Origin of the sequence: Rhodococcus sp. NPDC058639 (assembly GCF_042717545.1) — a bacterium.
GTDB lineage: Bacteria > Actinomycetota > Actinomycetes > Mycobacteriales > Mycobacteriaceae > Rhodococcus.
Genome location: NZ_JBHXRF010000011.1, coordinates 1 through 18,943, shown reverse-complemented (window position 1 = coordinate 18,943; position 18,943 = coordinate 1). Strand labels below are relative to the sequence as shown.

General features: G+C 64.9%; 17 protein-coding genes and 1 pseudogene. 13 read left to right on the top strand and 5 right to left on the bottom strand.

All coding sequences use genetic code 11. The features are described 5' to 3' along the window. The first annotated feature begins 1 nt into the window (after position 1). Positions 2 to 436 (top strand): thioesterase family protein, encoded by a 435-nt coding sequence (locus tag ACFWU2_RS19985; protein WP_169620461.1) that lies wholly within the window; start codon positions 2 to 4, stop codon positions 434 to 436. After that, positions 429 to 1,127: a hypothetical protein gene (locus tag ACFWU2_RS19980; protein ID WP_378610012.1), complete on the top strand. Its 699-nt coding sequence runs from the start codon at positions 429 to 431 to the stop codon at positions 1,125 to 1,127. Before ACFWU2_RS19985 ends, ACFWU2_RS19980 begins: the two co-directional genes overlap by 8 nt. Before the next feature lie 5 nt (positions 1,128 to 1,132). Here ACFWU2_RS19980 and ACFWU2_RS19975 read toward each other — a convergent pair whose 3' ends face one another. After that, positions 1,133 to 2,749: a glycoside hydrolase family 13 protein gene (locus ACFWU2_RS19975; RefSeq protein WP_378610011.1), complete on the bottom strand. Its 1,617-nt coding sequence runs from the start codon at positions 2,747 to 2,749 to the stop codon at positions 1,133 to 1,135. Positions 2,750 to 2,831: 82 nt separating this feature from the next. Between ACFWU2_RS19975 and ACFWU2_RS19970 the strand changes: the two genes are divergently transcribed. Then, positions 2,832 to 3,254: a cupin domain-containing protein gene (locus ACFWU2_RS19970; protein ID WP_378610010.1), complete on the top strand. Its 423-nt coding sequence runs from the start codon at positions 2,832 to 2,834 to the stop codon at positions 3,252 to 3,254. Between the two features lie 18 nt (positions 3,255 to 3,272). Here ACFWU2_RS19970 and ACFWU2_RS19965 read toward each other — a convergent pair whose 3' ends face one another. Then, positions 3,273 to 3,665 (bottom strand): globin, encoded by a 393-nt coding sequence (locus ACFWU2_RS19965; protein WP_378610009.1) that lies wholly within the window; start codon positions 3,663 to 3,665, stop codon positions 3,273 to 3,275. Positions 3,666 to 3,850: 185 nt separating this feature from the next. Here ACFWU2_RS19965 and ACFWU2_RS19960 point away from each other — a divergent pair, with 185 nt between their 5' ends. The 3 genes from ACFWU2_RS19960 (at position 3,851) to ACFWU2_RS19950 (ending at position 5,267) form a co-directional block, all read left to right on the top strand. Further along, positions 3,851 to 4,477: an HNH endonuclease gene (locus ACFWU2_RS19960; RefSeq protein WP_296550922.1), complete on the top strand. Its 627-nt coding sequence runs from the start codon at positions 3,851 to 3,853 to the stop codon at positions 4,475 to 4,477. Between the two features lie 63 nt (positions 4,478 to 4,540). Next, positions 4,541 to 4,807: a hypothetical protein gene (locus ACFWU2_RS19955; RefSeq protein ID WP_378610008.1), complete on the top strand. Its 267-nt coding sequence runs from the start codon at positions 4,541 to 4,543 to the stop codon at positions 4,805 to 4,807. Further along, positions 4,794 to 5,267, top strand: coding sequence for a DUF5130 family protein (locus ACFWU2_RS19950; protein ID WP_378610007.1), 474 nt, complete (start codon positions 4,794 to 4,796; stop codon positions 5,265 to 5,267). The genes ACFWU2_RS19955 and ACFWU2_RS19950 overlap by 14 nt, the downstream gene beginning before the upstream one ends. Positions 5,268 to 5,410: 143 nt before the next feature. Here the strand turns inward: ACFWU2_RS19950 and pepN are convergent, their stop codons facing one another. Then, positions 5,411 to 7,993, bottom strand: coding sequence for an aminopeptidase N (gene pepN / locus ACFWU2_RS19945; protein ID WP_378610006.1), 2,583 nt, complete (start codon positions 7,991 to 7,993; stop codon positions 5,411 to 5,413). A 185-nt stretch (positions 7,994 to 8,178) separates the two neighbouring features. On the opposite strand from pepN, the gene ACFWU2_RS19940 reads away from it, so the two are divergent. The 3 genes from ACFWU2_RS19940 (at position 8,179) to ACFWU2_RS19930 (ending at position 10,207) form a co-directional block, all read left to right on the top strand. After that, positions 8,179 to 8,805, top strand: a complete 627-nt coding sequence (locus ACFWU2_RS19940) for a disulfide bond formation protein DsbA (protein ID WP_378610005.1) — start codon at positions 8,179 to 8,181, stop codon at positions 8,803 to 8,805. Between the two features lie 121 nt (positions 8,806 to 8,926). After that, positions 8,927 to 9,406: a ribose-5-phosphate isomerase gene (locus tag ACFWU2_RS19935; RefSeq protein WP_296550923.1), complete on the top strand. Its 480-nt coding sequence runs from the start codon at positions 8,927 to 8,929 to the stop codon at positions 9,404 to 9,406. A 3-nt stretch (positions 9,407 to 9,409) separates the two neighbouring features. Then, entirely contained in the window at positions 9,410 to 10,207 is a 798-nt protein-coding gene (locus ACFWU2_RS19930) for an Fpg/Nei family DNA glycosylase (RefSeq protein WP_378610004.1), read from the top strand. Here ACFWU2_RS19930 and ACFWU2_RS19925 read toward each other — a convergent pair. After that, a complete protein-coding gene (locus tag ACFWU2_RS19925; protein ID WP_378610065.1) occupies positions 10,195 to 10,479 on the bottom strand; it encodes a WS/DGAT domain-containing protein in 285 nt (94 codons plus the stop codon). The genes ACFWU2_RS19930 and ACFWU2_RS19925 overlap by 13 nt on opposite strands. 209 nt (positions 10,480 to 10,688) lie before the next feature. Then, a complete protein-coding gene (locus ACFWU2_RS19920) occupies positions 10,689 to 10,982 on the bottom strand; it encodes a hypothetical protein (RefSeq protein ID WP_378610003.1) in 294 nt (97 codons plus the stop codon). Positions 10,983 to 11,972: 990 nt separating this feature from the next. Here ACFWU2_RS19920 and ACFWU2_RS19915 point away from each other — a divergent pair. From ACFWU2_RS19915 to ACFWU2_RS19900, 4 genes and pseudogenes are all read left to right on the top strand, one after another. Then, the gene (locus ACFWU2_RS19915; RefSeq protein WP_378610002.1) at positions 11,973 to 15,611 is read left to right on the top strand and encodes a hypothetical protein; all 3,639 of its coding nucleotides are present in this window, start codon (positions 11,973 to 11,975) and stop codon (positions 15,609 to 15,611) included. Positions 15,612 to 15,965: 354 nt separating this feature from the next. Then, complete coding sequence (locus ACFWU2_RS19910; RefSeq protein ID WP_378610001.1) at positions 15,966 to 17,243, top strand: nuclease-related domain-containing protein; 1,278 nt, start codon at positions 15,966 to 15,968, stop codon at positions 17,241 to 17,243. Positions 17,244 to 18,408: 1,165 nt separating this feature from the next. Next, positions 18,409 to 18,714, top strand: a complete 306-nt coding sequence (locus tag ACFWU2_RS19905) for a hypothetical protein (protein WP_378610000.1) — start codon at positions 18,409 to 18,411, stop codon at positions 18,712 to 18,714. Between the two features lie 131 nt (positions 18,715 to 18,845). Further along, positions 18,846 to 18,943, top strand: a pseudogene (locus tag ACFWU2_RS19900) (Fpg/Nei family DNA glycosylase); the annotation flags it as partial.

The window sequence follows — 18,943 nt, the reverse complement described above, 5'->3', positions numbered from 1 at the left end:
AGTGGGCAGCGCGGGGGAACAGTTCGGATTCCACACCGAGGTGATGGTGCGGTGGTCCGACATGGATGTCTTCCAGCACATCAACCACGCGCGGATGGTGACGTTGCTCGAAGAGGCGCGCATCCCTTGGCTCTTCGCCGACGGCCGGCCCACCCAGAGCCTGCGCGAAGGCGCCGTGATCGCAGATCTCCACGTGCGGTACCGGCGGCAACTCCGCCACTCGGACGGCCCGCTCGACATCATGATGTGGACCGAGAAGGTCCGCGCGGTCGACTTCACCATCGGTTACGAGGTGCGTCCCGGTGGCGCCCCGGCCGACTCCGCACCGGCCGTGATCGCATCCACGCAGATTGCGGCGTTCGACATCGACACCCAGCGGTTGCGTCGGCTCGACGACCACGAACGCGAGTTCCTGCTGCGGTGGCGGCGTGACTGACACCGGTGGTCGGGGCCGCGGTGAACGCGCGGTGCGTCTCGACGGGTCGGCCGAGCGCACCGACCTTGCCAGCTTCCTCATCCACGTGCTGCGCATGGACGACGCCGCGGTCGTACGCCTGCGCCGCCGGGGCGACGGTGTGCTCGGCGTGTGGGCGCAGACCGGCTTCGACGTGCTCGCGTCGCGGGTCGTGCGCGGCACCGTCGATCCTGCCGACACGTGCGTCGCCGCCGACGGCCTGCGCGCCGCGCTCGTCGGGGCGTCGGGTCCGCACCCCGAGGTGGATCCGGGATGGGCGATGGATTCGGCCTGGCGCGGTGCGCTTCCCCCCGACGGCGGCTACACCCACGTCGACGACGTCCCCGCTCGCGTGCTCGTCGAACTCGCCCATCGCGGCGTGACGGTGAGCCGCGAACACGGGGCGCAGGGCCCTCCGGCGTCGCTGCTCGCGCAGGAAGTACTGGAAGTGAGCGGCGGCGACACGACGGTGGGGGTGCCCATGCGGATGGTCTTCGCGCTCGGCGCAATGGGATTCGTCCCCACCACGAGCCGGGACTCCGGCGATGTCGAGGGCATCGATCCCGCCGAGGTGGTACGCGTTCGCGCCTCCCCGACGTGGCTGCGTCTCGATGCACGGTACGGATCCGTTCATCTGCGCCGGACCGGTGGTCTCGGTCTGAGCGTGGTGTAGACCGGTCAGACGAGCCAGGCGGCACTGTCGGGCGGGAGATGCCGGCCCGCGATCGGTGTGCTGGACAACAGCACCGTGCCCGGCGGGAGCACCACCGGCTCCGTGCCGGCGTTGAGCACACACGTCACTCCGCCGGTACGCCGGAACGCGAGGCAGCCGGGCGGGCTGCCGTACCAGCCGATGTCGTCGCCGGAGATCTCCGGACGTTCGTGCCGCAGTTCGATGGCGCGCCGGTACAGCGACAGTGTCGATCCCGTGTCGGCGAGCTGCGCTTCGACGGTGAGCGCGGCCCAGTCCTCGGGCTGGGGCAGCCACGACTGCGACGCGCCGGTGAATCCGAACGGAGGAGCCGTGCCCTCCCACGGCAGAGGGACGCGGCATCCGTCCCGGCCGCGGTCGGTGCGTCCCGAGCGTTCCCACACCGGGTCCTGCAGCACCTCGTCCGGGAGATCCACGTTCGGTAGCCCGAGTTCGGCCCCGTTGTAGACGAACACCGCACCCGGCAGCGCCAACTCCACCAGGATCATGGCGCGGGCCCGGGCGAGGCCGCGCGCACCGCCTCCGTAGCGGCTCACCTCCCGGTCCACGTCGTGGTTCGACAACGTCCAGGTCGGGGACGCCGGTGTGCCGGCGACAGCGGCGAAGCCCTTGTCGATCGCTTCCTTGATCTCGTTCGCATCCCAGCCGGCGAGAGTCAGGTGGAACTCGAAACCGAGGTGCAACTCGTCCGGTCGCAGGTAGGCGGAGAACCGCTCGTGATCGCTGACCCAGATCTCACCGATCGTCACCGCATGCGGATACTCGTCGAGCACTTCCCGGATAGCCCGGTGGATGGCATGGACTTCGGGATTGTCGAAGCGGGGATCGGAGGCGGCATGTCCGAGGAGTTCGTTCTCCTCCCAGCCGTCGTGGTCGGCCAGGTCGGCGGGCTTGGCCATGCCGTGCGCGACGTCGATGCGGAACCCGTCCACGTGCCGGTCGTGCAGCCAGAACCGGAGAGTCTTCTCGAGGTCCTCGCCGACATCCGAGTCGGCCCAGTTCAGATCGGGTTGCTGCGAGGCGAACACGTGCAGGTACCACTGGCCGGGGGTGCCGTCGGGCTCGGTGACCCGGGTCCAGGCCGGACCTCCGAAGATGCTGGGCCAGTTGTTCGGCGGCTCGTCGCCGCCCGGTCCGCGACCGTCCCGGAAATGGAAACGGTTGCGTTCCGCGCTTCCCGGCGGCGAGGCGAGCGCTTCGCGGAACCAGGGATGTTCGCTGCTGACATGGTTCGGCACGAGGTCCATCACGACACGGATGCCCCGCGCGTGCGCCTCGCCGACCAACGCGTCGAAGGCGGCGACGTCACCGAACAGGGGATCGATGTCGCGGGGGTCGGATACGTCATACCCGTGATCCGCCATCGGCGACCGCATCACGGGATTGAGCCAGAGCGCGTCGACTCCGAGGAGCTCGAGGTACCAGAGGTGGCTGCGGATTCCGGCGAGATCGCCGACCCCGTCTCCGTCCGAGTCTGCGAACGACCGCGGATACACCTGGTAGAACACGGCATCGCGCCACCAGGCCCGCGCGGGGACGGGACCGTCGGTCGGCGCATCGCTGGGGCGGGCCACGGGAGTCATCGTGACAGATGCGCACCGCGTGGACGGGTCGAACCGCGGCAGCGAATTCCTGTGACCGGGCACACGTGATAGGACAATCCTCATGAATTGGACACCTATCGTCGCTGTCTCCCTCGACGACGTGGAACTTCACGCAGATCCGATCGACCCGGACTGGATCCACGACGGAACGCCGGTGGCCCGCAGCGGTCAATGGTCGACAGGCAGCGACCTGACCACCACCACACATGTGTGGGACTGCACGGCGGGCCGTTTCACATGGCACTTCGGCGCCGACGAAATCGTCCACATCGTGGAAGGTTCGGTGATCGTCAGTTCCGACGACGCCGATCCGCGGATCCTCCGTGCCGGGGACGCAGCCCTCTTCAGGGCCGGCACGTCCGCGCTCTGGGAGGTTCCCGAGTACGTCCGCAAACATGCGATTCTGCATCGGGTGATGCCCGCACCGTTGATCTTCGGATTCCGCGTCGCCGGAAAGCTCAGGTCGCTCGTGCGGAGGGGCTGACCCGTTCCGCGGACGACGTCACACGGTCGAATTCATCATCGAGTCGGCTGCCATGTTCATGTAGTCGAGCAGTTGGCGTCGGTGGGCGTCGTCGAGCGTCTCCTCGTCGATCGACGCGATCGCGGTGTGCATACAGCGCAGCCACGCGTCGCGCTCGAGCGGTCCGATGCGGAACGGGTGGTGCCGCATGCGCAGGCGTGGATGGCCGCGCTCGTCGGAGTAGGTGTGCGGTCCGCCCCAGTACTGCTCGAGAAACATGCGCATGCGCCGCTCGGCCGGGCCGAGATCTTCCTCGGGATACAGCGGGCGGACGATCTCGTCTGCGGCCACCTCTTCGTAGAAGCGCGCCGTGATCTTTCGAAACGTCTCGGCGCCGCCGACTGCGTCGTAGAAGGTCTGCTCGTCACTCATCGGTTTCTGCTCACCATCCCTCTCGAATGTCCATTGTGCCCGTTGCAGCGGCTCGCCTGTAGCGGCGGCGGTATCCGTTCCCGGCGGCCCCGGAAGTTCACATACCCGACCTCGGAAAGTCGCACGATTCAGGGTGCGATTTTCGACCATCCGTGATGCACTGTTTCCAGTCTTCCGGAGGTCGTATGAAGCACCGCAGCAGCGCACATCGACAACTCCCGCCCGCGGATGCCCCGATGGGGGCGCCGGGGGCCAACACCCTGCGCGTGGTGCGCGACAGCACGGCGGTGCCCGACTGGGTCAAACGTCGGGTGCTTCTGCTCAATGCCACCTACGAACCACTCACGGCGCTGCCGGCCCGGCGCGCCGTCATTCTCATGACCGGCGGTAAAGCCGATACCGTGCACGACGACCCGCACGCGCCGTTCGTCCGCTCCGCGGAATGGTCGGTGCAGCTGCCGTCGGTGATCCGCCTGCGCAGTTACGTTCGGGTGCCCTATCACGCCCGGGTACCCATGACCCGCGCGGCGCTCATGCACCGCGACGGAAACCGCTGCGCCTATTGCGGTGCGAAAGCCGAGACGATCGACCATGTGGTGCCTCGCAGTCGCGGAGGCGAGCACAGCTGGGAGAACTGCGTCGCATGCTGCGCGCCCTGCAACCACAAGAAGGCGGACAAAATGCTCGCCGAACTCGGCTGGACGTTGCGCGCCGTTCTCACCCCTCCGAAGGGCAGGCACTGGCGTCTGCTCGCCACCCTCCCGGAGTTGCACCCCACCTGGTTGCCGTATCTGGGAGAGGGCGCCGCCTGACGGCACGGCACGGAATCCGGGGCGTATGCGGCCTTTCCCGGGTGCCTGGGCTACCGTTTGCGTGTGAGCATTCTCGAGACAACCCTGATCTTCGTCGGCATTCCGCTGCTGATCATCTTGGTCTTCGCCGGTCTGTCCCTGACCGGGCAGCGATACCCGGGCCCCGTTCCGTCCGACAACGCGTACACCCTCGGCCAGAAGTGGGAGTACGAGCCGGTGCTGTGGACCGCCACGGACGAAGTGACGCGCCCCGGGCACTACGCCCATCACGGACATGTCGTCGGCAACCCGGCGGATCTGATCGGAGGTACCGCAAGTGGCAAGTGGTGACGTAATCCATTCTCCCGTCCGTTCCCCGGAGACTCTTCCGTACGGCGCGGCACTCACGCCGAGCGGCCGGATTTCGAGCGCCCGCCCGCTCGGCGAGCCGTTCGCCGGACCGCCGTTCAAGGACAGCGACCTCATCCGGCTCGACGACACGCTGACCGATGCCATCCGGGCAACCCACGTGCGGTTCTCCGTGTACATCGGTGACGCCGTGAACCCGGCTGCCGAGACCGACGCGCTGCTTCCGACGACCCCCGACGCGGCGAACTCGGTGCTGATCGCCGTGTACCCCAACCAGCGGGCTATCGAGATCCGTTCCGGACGCGAGGCTTCCGCCCGCGCGACGGATCGCGTCCTGCAACTCGGCGTCACCGCCGCGCTGGCGTCCTTCGGCCAGGGGAACCTGCTCGACGGCATCACCAGTGCCGTCCGCGTGATGGCCAACGCGATCGTCGCACCGTAGGTCCGGCGCTCCTGTAGTTTCGGCGGTCTCGCAGCGCCGGCGACCCTGCCGTCTCTGCGCTCCGCCACCGTGGCCCGGTGCCGCGCTCGGTCGAACGACCGGGTGCGGCACCGGGCCACAGGCGTATCACATGCCGCGTGAGATCACGACGCGTCGAACGAGCGTGCCTTCAGCGACCGGACGATCCCGGCGCGACCTTCGACGATGAGCCGGCGCAGCGCCGGCGGGTGCTCACCGGTGAGGAAGTTGTCTGCCGCTGCCACCGCATCCTCGGTGACGGCCCACGACGGGTACAGACCCACCACCACGGTTTGCGCGACCTCGCTCGAGCGCCGCCCCCACACCTGCGGAACCTCGGCGAAGTACCTCGCGACATACGGTGCGAGCAAGTCGCTCTGACCCAGTGGCGCGAACCCGCCGATGACGGCTCGGGCGGTGATGTTGGGGACGGTGTCGTCGTGCACGACCGTCTCCCAGACCTGTTCCTTCACTTCCGCCTGCGGCCGTGCGGCGCGTGCTGCGGCTGCCTGGCGGGCACCCGCCGCAGTGGGGTCGCGGCGAGCCTCCGCGTCGATGAACGGCGACTCGACACCCTCGCTGTCGATCTCGCCCGCCGCGGCGAGCGCGTGAACGATGCGCCAGCGCAGGTCCGTGTCGACGACGAGTCCGTCCAGCCCCACCGATGCCGGGTCTGCGTCGAGCAGTTCCGTCAGGACTTCGGTGTGCCAGGGCGACAGCTGCGCGGTGCAAAGCGCATTGACGAACGCGAGTTGGTGATCCGATCCTGCCTCGGCCTCGCGGGCAAGCTCGAGGAGTCGATTCGCGAAGTCCGGCCAGCCCCGCTCGTTCGCCCACGACGGCTCCGCGTAGCTTGCCAGTGCAGTGGCCGCCTGCATCAGCAGACGCTGCACGACGCCCACTTCGGTTTCGGCGGAGATGCCGCGCTGCACGAGTGCCACGAAGTCCCGCGCCTTCAGTTCCGCCTGCCGGGTCATCTCCCACGCCGCCGACCACACGAGGGTGCGCGGCAGCGAGTCGGTGATGTCGCCGATGCGCTCGAGGACCGTCGAGAGCGACTCGTCGTCGAGGCGCACCGAGCAGTACGTCAGGTCGTCGTCGTTGACGAGCACGAACTTGCCGCGCGGTACGCCCACCAATTCGGGGACGTCGGTGCGCTCGGCCGCGTCGACATCGATCTCGACGCGGTGGGTCCGGACGAGCTTGCCGGAGCCGTCGTCGTCGTACACACCGATCGCCAGGCGATGGACCCGCAGCTCACCCGCGCCGGGTTGTGCGCCTTCCTGTACCACTGCGAAGCGGGTGAAGGTGCCGTCGGCGGCGACCTCGAAATCGGGTCGCATGATGTTCAGCCCGGTGGTCTTGAGCCACTGCGCTCCCCACCCGGACAGGTCGCGTCCGGAGGACTTCTCGAGAGCAGCGAGCAGGTCGTCGAATGTGGCGTTGCCGTACGCGTGGTCGCGGAAGTAGTCGCGCAACCCCGCGAGGAACGGTTCCTGCCCCACATAGGCCACGAGTTGCTTGAGCACCGACGCGCCCTTGGCGTAGGTGATGCCGTCGAAGTTGACCTCCACGGCCGCGAGGTCGGGGATGTCCGCAGCGATCGGGTGTGTGGACGGCAGCTGATCCTGCCGGTACGCCCACGACTTCTCGACGTTCGCGAACGTCGTCCACGCGTTGGTGTACTCGGTTGCCGACGCCTGGCACAGCACCGATGCGAAGGTCGCGAAGGACTCGTTGAGCCACAGGTCGTCCCACCACCGCATGGTGACGAGGTCGCCGAACCACATGTGCGCCATCTCGTGCAGCACCGTCTCTGCACGGCGTTCGTACGAGTACCGCGTCACCTTGGAGCGGAAGACGTAATCCTCGAGGAATGTCACCGCCCCCGCGTTCTCCATCGCGCCGGCGTTGAACTCGGGTACGAACAACTGGTCGTACTTTCCGAACGCGTACGGCACACCGAAGTTGTCGTGGTAGAAACCGAAACCTTGTTTGGTCTCGGTGAACAGGCGCTCGGCATCCATGTGCTCGGCGAGCGACGCGCGGCAGTAGAGGCCCAGCGGGATGGTGCCGTGCGCGTCGCTGTACTCGTCCGTCCACTGCGCGTACGGACCGGCGATCAGCGCGACGAGGTAGGTGCTCATCCGCGGTGTCGTCCGGAAGATGTGCTTGCCCGGTTGCGCGGCCGCCGTCTGCACCTCCGCAGCGTTGGAGATGACCTTCCAGCTCTCGGGCGCGGTCACGGAGACGTCGAACGTCGCCTTGAGATCGGGCTGGTCGAAGCACGCGAACATCCGCTTCGCGTCTGCGGTCTCGAACTGCGAGTAGAGGTACACCGCGTCGTCGGTGGGGTCGACGAATCGGTGCAGACCCTCGCCGGTGTTGGTGTACAGGCATTCGGCGTCGACGACGAGTTCGTTCCGTGCCGCCAGCCCCGTCAGGGCGATCCCGGTGTCCTCGGTGTAGCCGGACACATCGACCGGGGCGCCGTTGAGGGTGGCCGAGGTGACCGATTTCGCGATGAGGTCGATGAACGTCGACGCTCCTTCGGTCGCGTCGAAGCGCACCGTGGTGAGGGAGCGAAACGTCGTGGTGCCGGGTGCTCCGGCTCCGTCCGTCAGATCGAGTTCGATGCTGTAGTTGTCGACGGACAACACGGCGGCGCGTTGGGCGGCCTGCTCGCGGGTGAGATTGGGTGGTGCCACAGAAGAGCTCCTTTTCACGACGGGATGTCGGCAGGCATCCATCCCATCATGATCGCCGTACCGTCATGGTCCGGACGTCGGAACGGTGCCCCGTGCGGACTGGGCGGGGAAGAATACGGTGCCACAGACTGTTGGACGGCGTATCGCGGCAACCGCCGAGTTCGGACCACCCTGAGGAGACCTTCGTGAGCGACTCGACCACCCCCACCGGCAAGAACACCGCCGATTTCTGGTTCGACCCGCTGTGCCCCTGGTGCTGGGTGACCTCACGCTGGATTCTCGAGGTAACGAAGGTGCGCGACATCGAGGCACGTTTTCACGTGATGAGCCTGGCAGTGCTCAACGAGGGCCGTGATCTCCCGGAGGAGTACGCCGAACGCATGAAGGACGCGTGGGGTCCCGTGCGTGTCGCCATTGCCGCGGCGCAGAAGTACGGCGACGACATCCTCTCGCCGCTCTACACCGCGATCGGCACCCGGATCCACAACGAGGGCAACGAGAACCTCGGCGATGTCGTCGCCGGCGCGCTCGCCGAACTCGACCTCGATCCGTCGCTGGCCGACGCCGCGACCACCACCGAGTACGACACGGCGCTGCGCGCGAGTCATGCCGCGGGAATGGACGCCGTGGGCCAGGACGTGGGAACGCCGACCATTCACGTCAACGGCGTCGCGTTCTTCGGACCGGTGCTGTCGAAGATCCCGCGCGGCGAAGAGGCCGGCACGGTGTGGGACGGCGTCGTCGCACTCGCGTCGTACCCGCACTTCTTCGAGCTCAAGCGCAGCCGCAACGAGGACCCGACCTTCGACTGAGGTCCCAGCCTGCCCGGCGCTTCGGACGTGGGACGCGTTCGAGGCACCGGGCGCGGCATCGGCGCGCAGTCATCCGGGCAGGGCGTCGCTCCGCACATCGGGGACTCGTTAGACTCTGCTCATGCGCGTGTACCTGGGAGCCGACCATGCCGGTTTCGAACGTAAGAATCAGATCATCGAACACCTGACCGCGAACGGCCACGAGGCGATCGACTGCGGCGCCTTCGAGTACGACGCTCAGGACGACTACCCGGCGTTCTGCATCGAGGCCGCCCGTCGCACCGTTGCCGACGAGGGAAGCCTCGGCCTGGTGCTCGGTGGCAGTGGGAACGGCGAGCAGATCGCGGCGAACAAGGTCCCGGGCGCGCGGTGCGCGCTGGCGTGGAGCGTCGAGACCGCCACCCTCGCCCGCGAGCACAACAATGCTCAGCTCATCGGCATCGGCGGCCGGATGCACACTCTCGAGGAAACCCTCGCGATCGTGGATGCCTTCCTCGCGGCCGAGTGGTCGAACGAGGAACGTCACCAGCGTCGCATCGACATTCTTGCCGAGTACGAGAAGACCGGTGTGGCTCCGGCTGTGCCGGGCGCATCGAACTGACCTGTGCCCGAAGGACATATCCTGCACCGGCTCGCCCGGTTGCACACCGAGTGGTATTCGGGTGCGCCGGTGCGGGTGTCCAGTCCCCAGGGCCGCTTCGAAGACGGTGCCCGGGCAGTCGACGGGCGGGTCCTCGTCCACGCCGACGCGTGGGGCAAGCATCTGTTCCATCATTACGACGGTGGCCTCGCGGTGCATGTCCACCTCGGTATCTACGGAGCCTTCACCGACACGGAGTTGCCGCTGGGCGAACCGGTGGGGCAGGTCCGCATGCGGATGATCGGCACTCGTCACGGCAGCGACCTGCGCGGTCCCGCGGCGTGCGAGGTGCTCACCGAAGGTGAGGTCGATGCCATCGAGGCGCGTCTCGGGCCGGATCCGCTGCGTCCGGACGCCGACGCGGAGCGGGTGTGGGCGCGAATGAGCCGCTCCCGCAGCCCGATCGGCTCGCTGCTGATGGATCAATCCGTGATCGCCGGGGTCGGCAACGTCTATCGCGCGGAAGTGTTGTTCCGCCACAACATTCATCCCGACCGGCCCGGACGCGATCTCGGACGCGCCGAATTCGATGCGCTGTGGAGAGATCTCGTCGAACTCATGGAAGTGGGGGCGCAGCGCGGACGAATGCATGTCGTTCGCGCCGAACACGACGACGGGATGCCGTCGTACGCGAAGGACCGCCCCCGCACCTACGTGTACCGCCGTACCGGTGAGCCCTGTCGTGTGTGCGGGACCCCTGTGCTGCACAAGGTGATGGGTGCGCGGAACCTCTTCTGGTGCCCGGCCTGTCAGCCGGACTGAGTAGCGGCCGGGTCGACGCCGGGATCGCCGGCCGAGCCGACGACAGCCTCGACTCCGCTGCGTAGGCATTCGTCGAACACGTCCCGATCCGGCACCGCGCAGGGATCGACGGTGACCCCGATCCCGCATCCCGCGCGGTACGACATGAGTGTCGCGTTGAACGCGGCGCCGTGCGTCGGGCCGAAGCCGTAGTATCGCTCGACTTTCGCGCCACCGATATAGCGAGGGGCGTTCGATCCGGCGCATCGGTTCTTCCGGGTTCGAAGCGCTATTGAGCTACTTGACCGTGACGGGGTGGCTCATGGACACCGGAATTGCGGTGCGGTCGGAACGATCGTGCCGGTGCCGTTGTCGGCACAGTCACCGGCGGCGGTGGGGCGACCGGAGCAGGCACCGCGGGCGCTCTGGGTGCCGGATGCGCAATCGGCGCGCAGTTCGGCGGCGCGCTCGGCCGTGCCGCTGGCTTCGCTACGGGCACGGCCTAGGGACCCGGTGAGGGCACCACGCCGATCGAATCCGACTTGCGGGCAGGTCGATCTTTCACCGCGCGAAAGATTCGATCGAAGCGCATCCGACGATCGTGTTTGCGGCTTTTGCCTATTCGCATCTGGTTCATGAACGTACCGGGTTGGCGCTCGGTAACGGCATCGAGAAGCAACGTCCGTTGCGTTCGGCGATCGTCGTTATTAACAGCACTTAGCACACGTTCCCACCGCAGGTCGCGTCTGAGGTTCGCCGAGATTTTGGGATCGGTTTTCAGGCCGGTGACTCCCACGCTAACGAGATGAGGCAACTCAAAGGTCGGAAGTGCCCGCCCAGGTACTGATGACCGCCACCACGACCGAGCAAGGCGTCGACCTGGTTAGAAACTCAGTTAACCGCCTTAGTCATTGCTGGGCCTGGTTTAGCGGTACGTATCATGTGCTCGCTTTTGTGCTTCCTTCGACACGGGTGTCCTGCGGCTTCTCAGGACTGATCTCGCAGACAGCGAGCCGGTCGAGTGGAGTCACGGTGTTGGCCGGGTGACCCGCCCGGTAGGTTGTGTAGTCGCTGGCTCAGTTCTGGCCGGCCGCCGGTGACACCCTGAACTCTCGGGCGGCGCGGACGCTCTATCCGCGGGCGCGAACTCCATGAACCGCTGGCGTTTGGAGGACAGTGGGCGCTTGCCCGGGCCGTTCTTGACACGTCGAGTCGATGACAAATGGCGTCCAGAATGCAGGTGTGTGTTGCAATGATGGACGGCGACCACCCCCGGACGACCTGTTCACTTTTCGGTCGGGGCCTGGAGCAACGCCCAGTACAAGCCGAGCCAGGCGGTCGGACCTTATCTACCACTGCCGCCGGAGCCAAGATGCGCACTCACGACGGATTTGTTATGGCTCGGGTCAACCGTGTCTGGAACGCCTCGCCAGCGCCGTTGTCGATGGCTGCTGCTGCGAACCTGCGCGTCGTCCAGTCCAAACGCTCGTTCGATTGGTGAACGCCGGGGGCAAGCGCCAATGTCGGGAAGAACGGAGAGGGGCGTCCTGCTCTTTTACATGCGAACATGGGTGAGGTGCCCCAACCCCAACCCGGAATTCGGGGTTATCCGTATCGCCAATTGGGTGTAGGCCACGAACGACGGAGGATCCGACAGATGGCGCTTAGCGGTGGCCTACCACATTTGGCGGGCGCCAGTGAGCTTGAACGCTGGGCGGATACGCGATCCGCACAGGCCGACCTTCCTATCCTCGTGCGCCGCCTCGTGCGAGCGGAGAATGATCAGGTGCAGCGCGTGGAGATGCGCGGTGGGGAGGGCGTCGGACTGACGGGCTACGACGGATTCGTGGAAGCGACTCGATCAACGCCGTTCGCGCCCGACGGGTTGAGTGTCTGGGAGATGGGCGTCGGAAACGACCCCGAGAAGAAAGCCCAGAGTGACTACCGGACCCGAACGAACAACCCGAACGGCGTCGACAGAGCGAGCACGACCTTCGTTTTTGTCACCCCACGGCGCTGGGAGAAGAAGAAGGATTGGGAGCAGCGCCGGCGCGATGAAAAGGTGTGGCGCGATGTCCGAGTCCTAGATGCAGACGACATCGAGCAAGCTCTGGAGGTCTCCCCGGCGGTACAAGTTTGGCTGTCTGAGCTGCTCGGCATGGATCCATTTGGTGCGACCTCGATCGAGGACTGGTGGGGCCGGTTCTCACGGGGTTTCAGGCCGAAGCTGACGAGTCCCGTCGTGCTGGCAGGGCGTGAAGATGAGGCTGCAGCATTGGTGCGCCGTCTGGCCGACGAGGTCGGTCGAACCTTCATCCGGGCAGCGAGCATTGACGACGGGCTCGCGTTCGCGGCGTGCTCAATGATGACGGGGCTGGACAACTCCGAACCGATGCTGGCGAAGTCTCTCCTCGTCCACGATGGCGCCACGCTCAGACGACTGGAACACACTTCGAGCTTGCTCATCCTTCTGCCGTATGAGGAGAACCTGCAGCGTGACGCACATCTGATCAACAACCACCACGTCGTTTTCGTGATTACCGATGCCGAAGGGGACGCTGACGTCGAGTTGCCGCCTCTGGATCACCTTGCGCTTCGCTCAGCCCTGAAGCAGGCAGGAGTGCCGGATTGCGATCTCGATCGGTACATGCGAGCGGGAAACAAGAGTCTGGTCGCTTTGCGAAGGGTCTCAACCCGTTCGCGCGACCCCCAGGCGTGGAGGACTGACCTCGCGGAACGGCCGCTGCGTCGTGCTTGGCTTGCGGGTGCGTGGAGTCAGACGCGGAGTGGCGACGCCGAGGTGATGCACTCGCTCACGGAAGCCAGCGCGGACGAGCTCGAAGAGCGGCTCGCCGCCGAGGTGCGGCAACCCGACCCTCTCTTCAAGAAAGTTGGGGCTACTTGGGTGGTTGCATCACCGGAGGACTCCTGGCGAGTGGCTTGGCGCCTCATCTCCGATCGCGACCTCGATGCACTTGAACGGGCGATTCAGACGGTCCTGGGCGCGGTCGATCCCAAACTAGAGCTTCCAGCCGAGGACCGCTGGCTGGCTGAGATACACGGCAAGAGTCGGATTCACTCCAGTGATTTGCGGAAGGGACTCGGTCGTTCCTTGGCACTTCTGGGTGCCCGCGGGGACGAGCTTTGGCTCTCCGCAGGCCGAAGCGCCCGCCAGTGGGCTGAGCGCGTCGCGTGGAATCTGTTCGAGCGTGCAGCCCAAGACGAGTCGGGCCAACTGTGGACCTCCATGGAGGACGTTGTGCCGTTGCTGGCCGAGGCTGCACCGGACCCGTTCCTGCGTGCGTTGTCTCGAAGCACTAGTGGCACCGAACCGCTGGCTGGAAAGCTCTTCCAGGACGTCAACGACCACTGGAATGCAGGCAGTCCTCATACGGGTTTCCTGTGGGCCCTCGAGGGCCTTGCTTGGTCCGAGCAGTACATGGGCTACGCCGCGGAGGTACTCGCCCGACTCGCAGAAATTGACCCGGGAGGACGGCTCAGTAACCGTCCCTCAGCCAGCCTCGTAGCGATATTTAGGCCTTGGTATCCGCAAACCTCCGCGCCGCTTTCGACACGGCTTCAGACGCTCGACGCACTCATCCGACGCCACGTTGACGTTGCTTGGGAACTGCTGCTGGAACTGATTCCCGAGCCCTCGGGGTTCGCTAGCCCGAGTCACCGCCCCCAGTTCCGTGCATGGGCCGGGCCGACGGAGCCAAGCGTTCCCCGATCGGAGTTCGTCGAGATGGTCAAGGCCGTCTCTGATCGAGTGCTGAAGCTCGCAGTGGAGAAGCCCAGCCGATGGGTTTCTGTCCTGCCCACGCTCGATCGTATGCCGCCCGAGTCGCGACGGGAGGCCCTGGAAGCGCTCGGAACCCTCGATCCTGCGGACCTTAATCCCGAAGCGAGGGTGACCTTGTGGGAGGTGATCGGTCGCCTCGTGGGGCGGCACAGACAGCACAAGGAAGCCGAATGGTCCATGGACGAAGAGTCGCTCAGTGCACTCGATAACGTTCGTGACCACGTAAAGCCCGATCGACCAAGCGATGTTCATCGGTGGCTGTTCGATGATTGGCACCCGAGTATTGGGGAGTCTCCGGTAGAAAACCTTGAGAGCTATGACACCGCGCTAGAGGCCGCTCGTCGCCGGGCGATCCTAGAAGTCGCCGAGACCGACGGCTGGGAAGCCGTTGTTTCGTTAGCTGGCACCGTTGAGCTCCCCTGGGCAGTGGGTTTCTCGCTGGCTCACGTAAGCGATGCGAACGACGCTGCCGCACTCGCTCTTCTCGACGGATCGGATCGCTCCCAGATTCAGTTCGCGGAAGGGTACGCCCGGGCACGCCTCGGCGGGGACCTCGACCGCATTCGTGAGTGGGTAGAGCGACACTCCGGGCACCCCGTCATCCAAGCTCGGCTCCTCCAATTAAGCGATGATATTCAAGGAGCCTGGGATTTGTTGGCTGACTACGGGCAAGAGGTCGACTCGGCTTACTGGTCCGAGTTCATGCCCTATGGTCGAGGAGCGGATTTCCCATTTGTTAATGAGGCCGCACGCGAGTTGATCGCGCACGGAAGAGATGCGATTGCCCTTGACGCGCTGAGCATGTATGCGACGCGCCAGTCTGGGGTAGACGCCGACCTGATCGTCGAGGCATTGAAGACGTTCGGGACGAGGGAGGATCCAGAAGCCGCACGCGTCTCTGACTATGACATCTCAACGCTCCTTGAGTACCTCAGAGAAGAGGACATCGATGACGAGACGATCGCGTTGTTGGAATGGAAATACCTCCCTATGCTCCACGACGAATCGCACCCGTTAGCGCTCGAGCGGTTGTTATCCCGCAGTCCTGCAACCTTCGTGGAATTAGTGACAATTGTCTTCCGGCGCCGGAACGAAGACGAGGATAGCGGGCCGCGGAACGAAAACCCCACGCTCGCCTCGAACGCATACCGACTCCTTCGCGAGTGGAGATTCGTTCCCGGCACTCGCGAGGACGGTACGGTGGACGGTGTTGCGCTCAATGAGTGGCTTCAAGAGGCGCGCACGCTTCTCGCCGATGTGGATCGGGTGGAAGTCGGCGAACTCCAGATCGGCGAAGTTCTGGCACATGCTCCAGAGGACCCAGATGGCACCTTCCCCACGCTTCCAGTTCGCGACGTCCTCGAAGCGGCCCCGAATAACCGCTTGGAACGCGGCTTTAGTGTCGGGCTCTCTAACAAGAGAGGCGTGACGTCACGAGGACTGACCGATGGCGGACAGCAGGAGTACGTCCTGGCTGCAAAGTACGAATCGTGGGCCGACGCTGTCCATGCTACGCACCCACGGACAGCGTCCGCGCTCCGCTACCTGGCAGAGAGTTATCGCGAGGAAGGTCGGCGTAACGATGAAGAGGTAAAGCGGTACCTGGAGGGTCTCGACCTCTAGCGCGATCTCACTTCCTTAATGGTGGCAATGTGCTATCCCGAATGCACCCGCTGTGACCGCGGTCGCGCGGATGCCGTCGTCAATTTCCGCCCTGCCAGAGATCGTCGGGCGCATCTGCCAGCAGCGGCTATTCTTCCTAGGCTTCCGAGTTTGGGAGCAGGAAGGGACGGCGAGTCCATTTTGAGTCGGTCGATCAGCTATCGAGAGTTTCGCCAGGCTTGCCGTGCCTACCGCCCGAGCAAGTTCATTCCTGTGATTGCCGCTCTCGGAGCTGAATTGGGGGAGCCCCCATATTCGGATGCGGAACGGAAACGTCGGCCTCCGTGGGGACTGGCGGCTGCCGCTAGGGAGTCGTTGCTCTACGGAAACGAACACCGTAGCCGTGACATCAGCCGGTTGTCGATCGATCGCCTGATGTATCTATTCCACGAGTCCGGCGACCTTCCGTCTGCGTATACAACAAGCGATGACTTCTTGTTGTCGATGCTCACGGGCATCACCTATGAGCAGTTTCCATGGCAGCAGTCGATGTTCGAGGAGCTGTCCCGTTCCCACGCCTGGCTTGTGGAAGGGCTGTCCGAAGTCGAAACCGTCGTCCTGAACGAGGACACCCTGGCGGCGATGCTGGGTGGCGTTTCTCTTGGGGACGCGATTGGTGCAACGTTCTTTCTTCAAGTGGCTGCCTATAAGAACGGAGGAACATTCGACCCGAAGTGGCTCGATCGGCCGAATTTCGCGGAGTTGCTCTCGACGTACCCTCGGGCGACAATCTCGACGATTACAGATCGCTTGACGGTCACTCGTAAGCGGTACAAAGAGTCGTACGCTAACCACGCGACCGGCATCGACCACTTGGCGAGGTTCGACTACAACCCCTTGGTCAATACGCCATTCATCCGGATGGATGGGAGCGGACCGCTAGTGGCGCCAGCGCCCAGTTTGATTTTGAAAACCGTGACACCCGGCGGCCTCTACTACGCAGGCATGGCCGCGCACGGACAGGACTTCGCGAACGATCTAGGAACCCTATTCGAGCACTACATCGGCCGCCAGCTACGCACAATCGATGGGGCCGATATCTTTCCAGAGGTCGTCTATGGCAAGGGGGGCGGAATGAAGAGCGTCGATTGGTTCGTCGTGACGCCGGACCTCGTTCTTTTGGTGGAGGTTAAGTCGAAGAGGCTTGGACCCGCCGCACGTGCTGGAGCAGCCATGCTCACGCATGCGCTGAAAGACACAATTCACAAAGCCCGTCGCCAGTTGGCGCGCACCGTCGGGGAGATTTTCAGCGAGAACCTCGCCTTCTCGCATATACCAACAGATCGACAAATCGTTGGGCTCGTCGTTACGGCGGAACCGTTTTACACAGCGCCGGCGGATCTACTCGGCCGCGGACTCGCGACGATTGCGACCCCGGACGGCTTCGCTGATATCCCTGTTGCAGTTGCGAGTGCCCGAGACGTCGAGTATCTCGTAACGCATGGCGAGAAGGCTGCACGCGTGGTGCTTGACCAAGTTGCTGCCAAGGCTGAAGGAGTTCTGTCAATGAATGTAGTTCCCAGCGGCCGGAACTTGATTCTTGAGAACGCCTGGAAATCATACCCGTGGCCTCGCCGCCAGAGCGGCGCATAGTAATTTAGGCCATACTGGATTTTGGCCGGACGCCGGCGCTTGACTGTTAGCCCGACTCGAAGTCAGGGTCGGTCGCGACACCCTGCTGCTGTAGGTAACACATTTGCGACTGCCCCGACGGGACGTAACGGCGTGCGCATGATACGGGGCTGTTACCGATGGTGGAATGCGTGAAACACCACTCTCGAGTGGTCCTATCGTGGAGTGTGGTTGGTGTACCTACCCTGGCGGCCGGGGGTGCCGTTAGTGTTTCTGTCGATGAACCTACATCACCGCAGCGCCAAACGTCTGCGAGTCTATCTCTCGCTATAGTCGAATGGCATCAGGCTTCTGTACATCCCTGCGAGGAACCGGAATCATGTTGGGGAAAAACCTGTTCGACGAGTTCGGAAGCACGCCTACTGCCTCCGGCGTTATGTCGAGGTGGAGAAGGACCCGTTGCGAGAGATCGCGAAGTAAAGATTCTGCGCCCGGCTCCCCAAATGCGCCGCAATCACCAGATCACCGCAGCCCGTTTGATCGTGGTCTTGGAGAAGGTGTTCGCGATGTGGAGTGGTCCGCCGCTGCTGCTGCGGATGGACAACGGACCGAGTTTATCTCGGAGGCCTTGCGGGCCTTCTGCGCTAATTCGGTGGGGGAGTCCTACATTCACCAGGGCGCCGTGGAACAACGAGTTCATCGAGTCGTTCAACAACCGGTTGCGCGATGAGTGGGTCAAGCGCAGCTACTGGCCCACGCTGCGGGTTCGCGTGGTGATATCGCCGACACCGGCATTTGGCGCTCGGGTGCCGAACTCCTGCCGAGTACGCTGCCGGACGCACTCACCGGCACCAGCCGGGGGCGTGCGAGATCCCCTGATCGACTGCAAATCGGCTCTAGAACTGACCGGACGACTATGGGGGACCTTCCGGCTCGTTCGAAGCGAATGCGTGCGGTTCTGAGTAACTTTCCCGCGCCCTGCAGGGCAACGACAAAGCTGGAGTTCTGCTCGAACCTCGACACGATAGCCGGCGACCTGTGGTCCCCAACTAGTCGGCCTGGTCGGTTCTGGATGTGCCGGCCAGGACGTTATTAGCAGGCGTGTCGGCTTGAAGTGAATAGAACCTCCGAGTGGGGTGTGGCTTGTCTAGGGCCAACATCCGGTCGGAGGTTCTCGTGTCCACAGTTGTGTGCCCGCACGATCTATTACGGAAGAAGGCTCATCATCGACCGCTACCGCGACGGCTGGTCCAAGCGCTCCTCCCGCACCCACACGATGCTGACCCGGACCCCGGTCGAGGTCGAGGCGCGGATCGTCGCCCTGCGTGTGCGAGAACGGCGTGGACCGGACTGGCTGGCCGCCGAACTCGACGTCCCGGCCCGCGCCATCGCCCGAGTTCTGCGACGCCACGACGTGCCCTACCTGACAGACTGCGACCCGCTGACCGAAGAGGTGATCCGGGGCGTCGAAGACGACCACGGTGCCCTATGAACGCCGGCGCGCGGCCGGGCACCCGCACATGGATGTCAAGAAGCTCGGCAGGATCCGCCGACGGCGGAGGGTGGCGGGCCGCTGGATGCGTTAGGGCATCGGCAACTCGCGACCGCAGCACCAGGTTGGGAGTTGACGGGCGGGTCCTCGTCCACGCCGACGCGTGGGGCAAGCATCTGTTCCATCATTACGACGGTGGCCTCGCGGTGCATGTCCACCTCGGTATCTA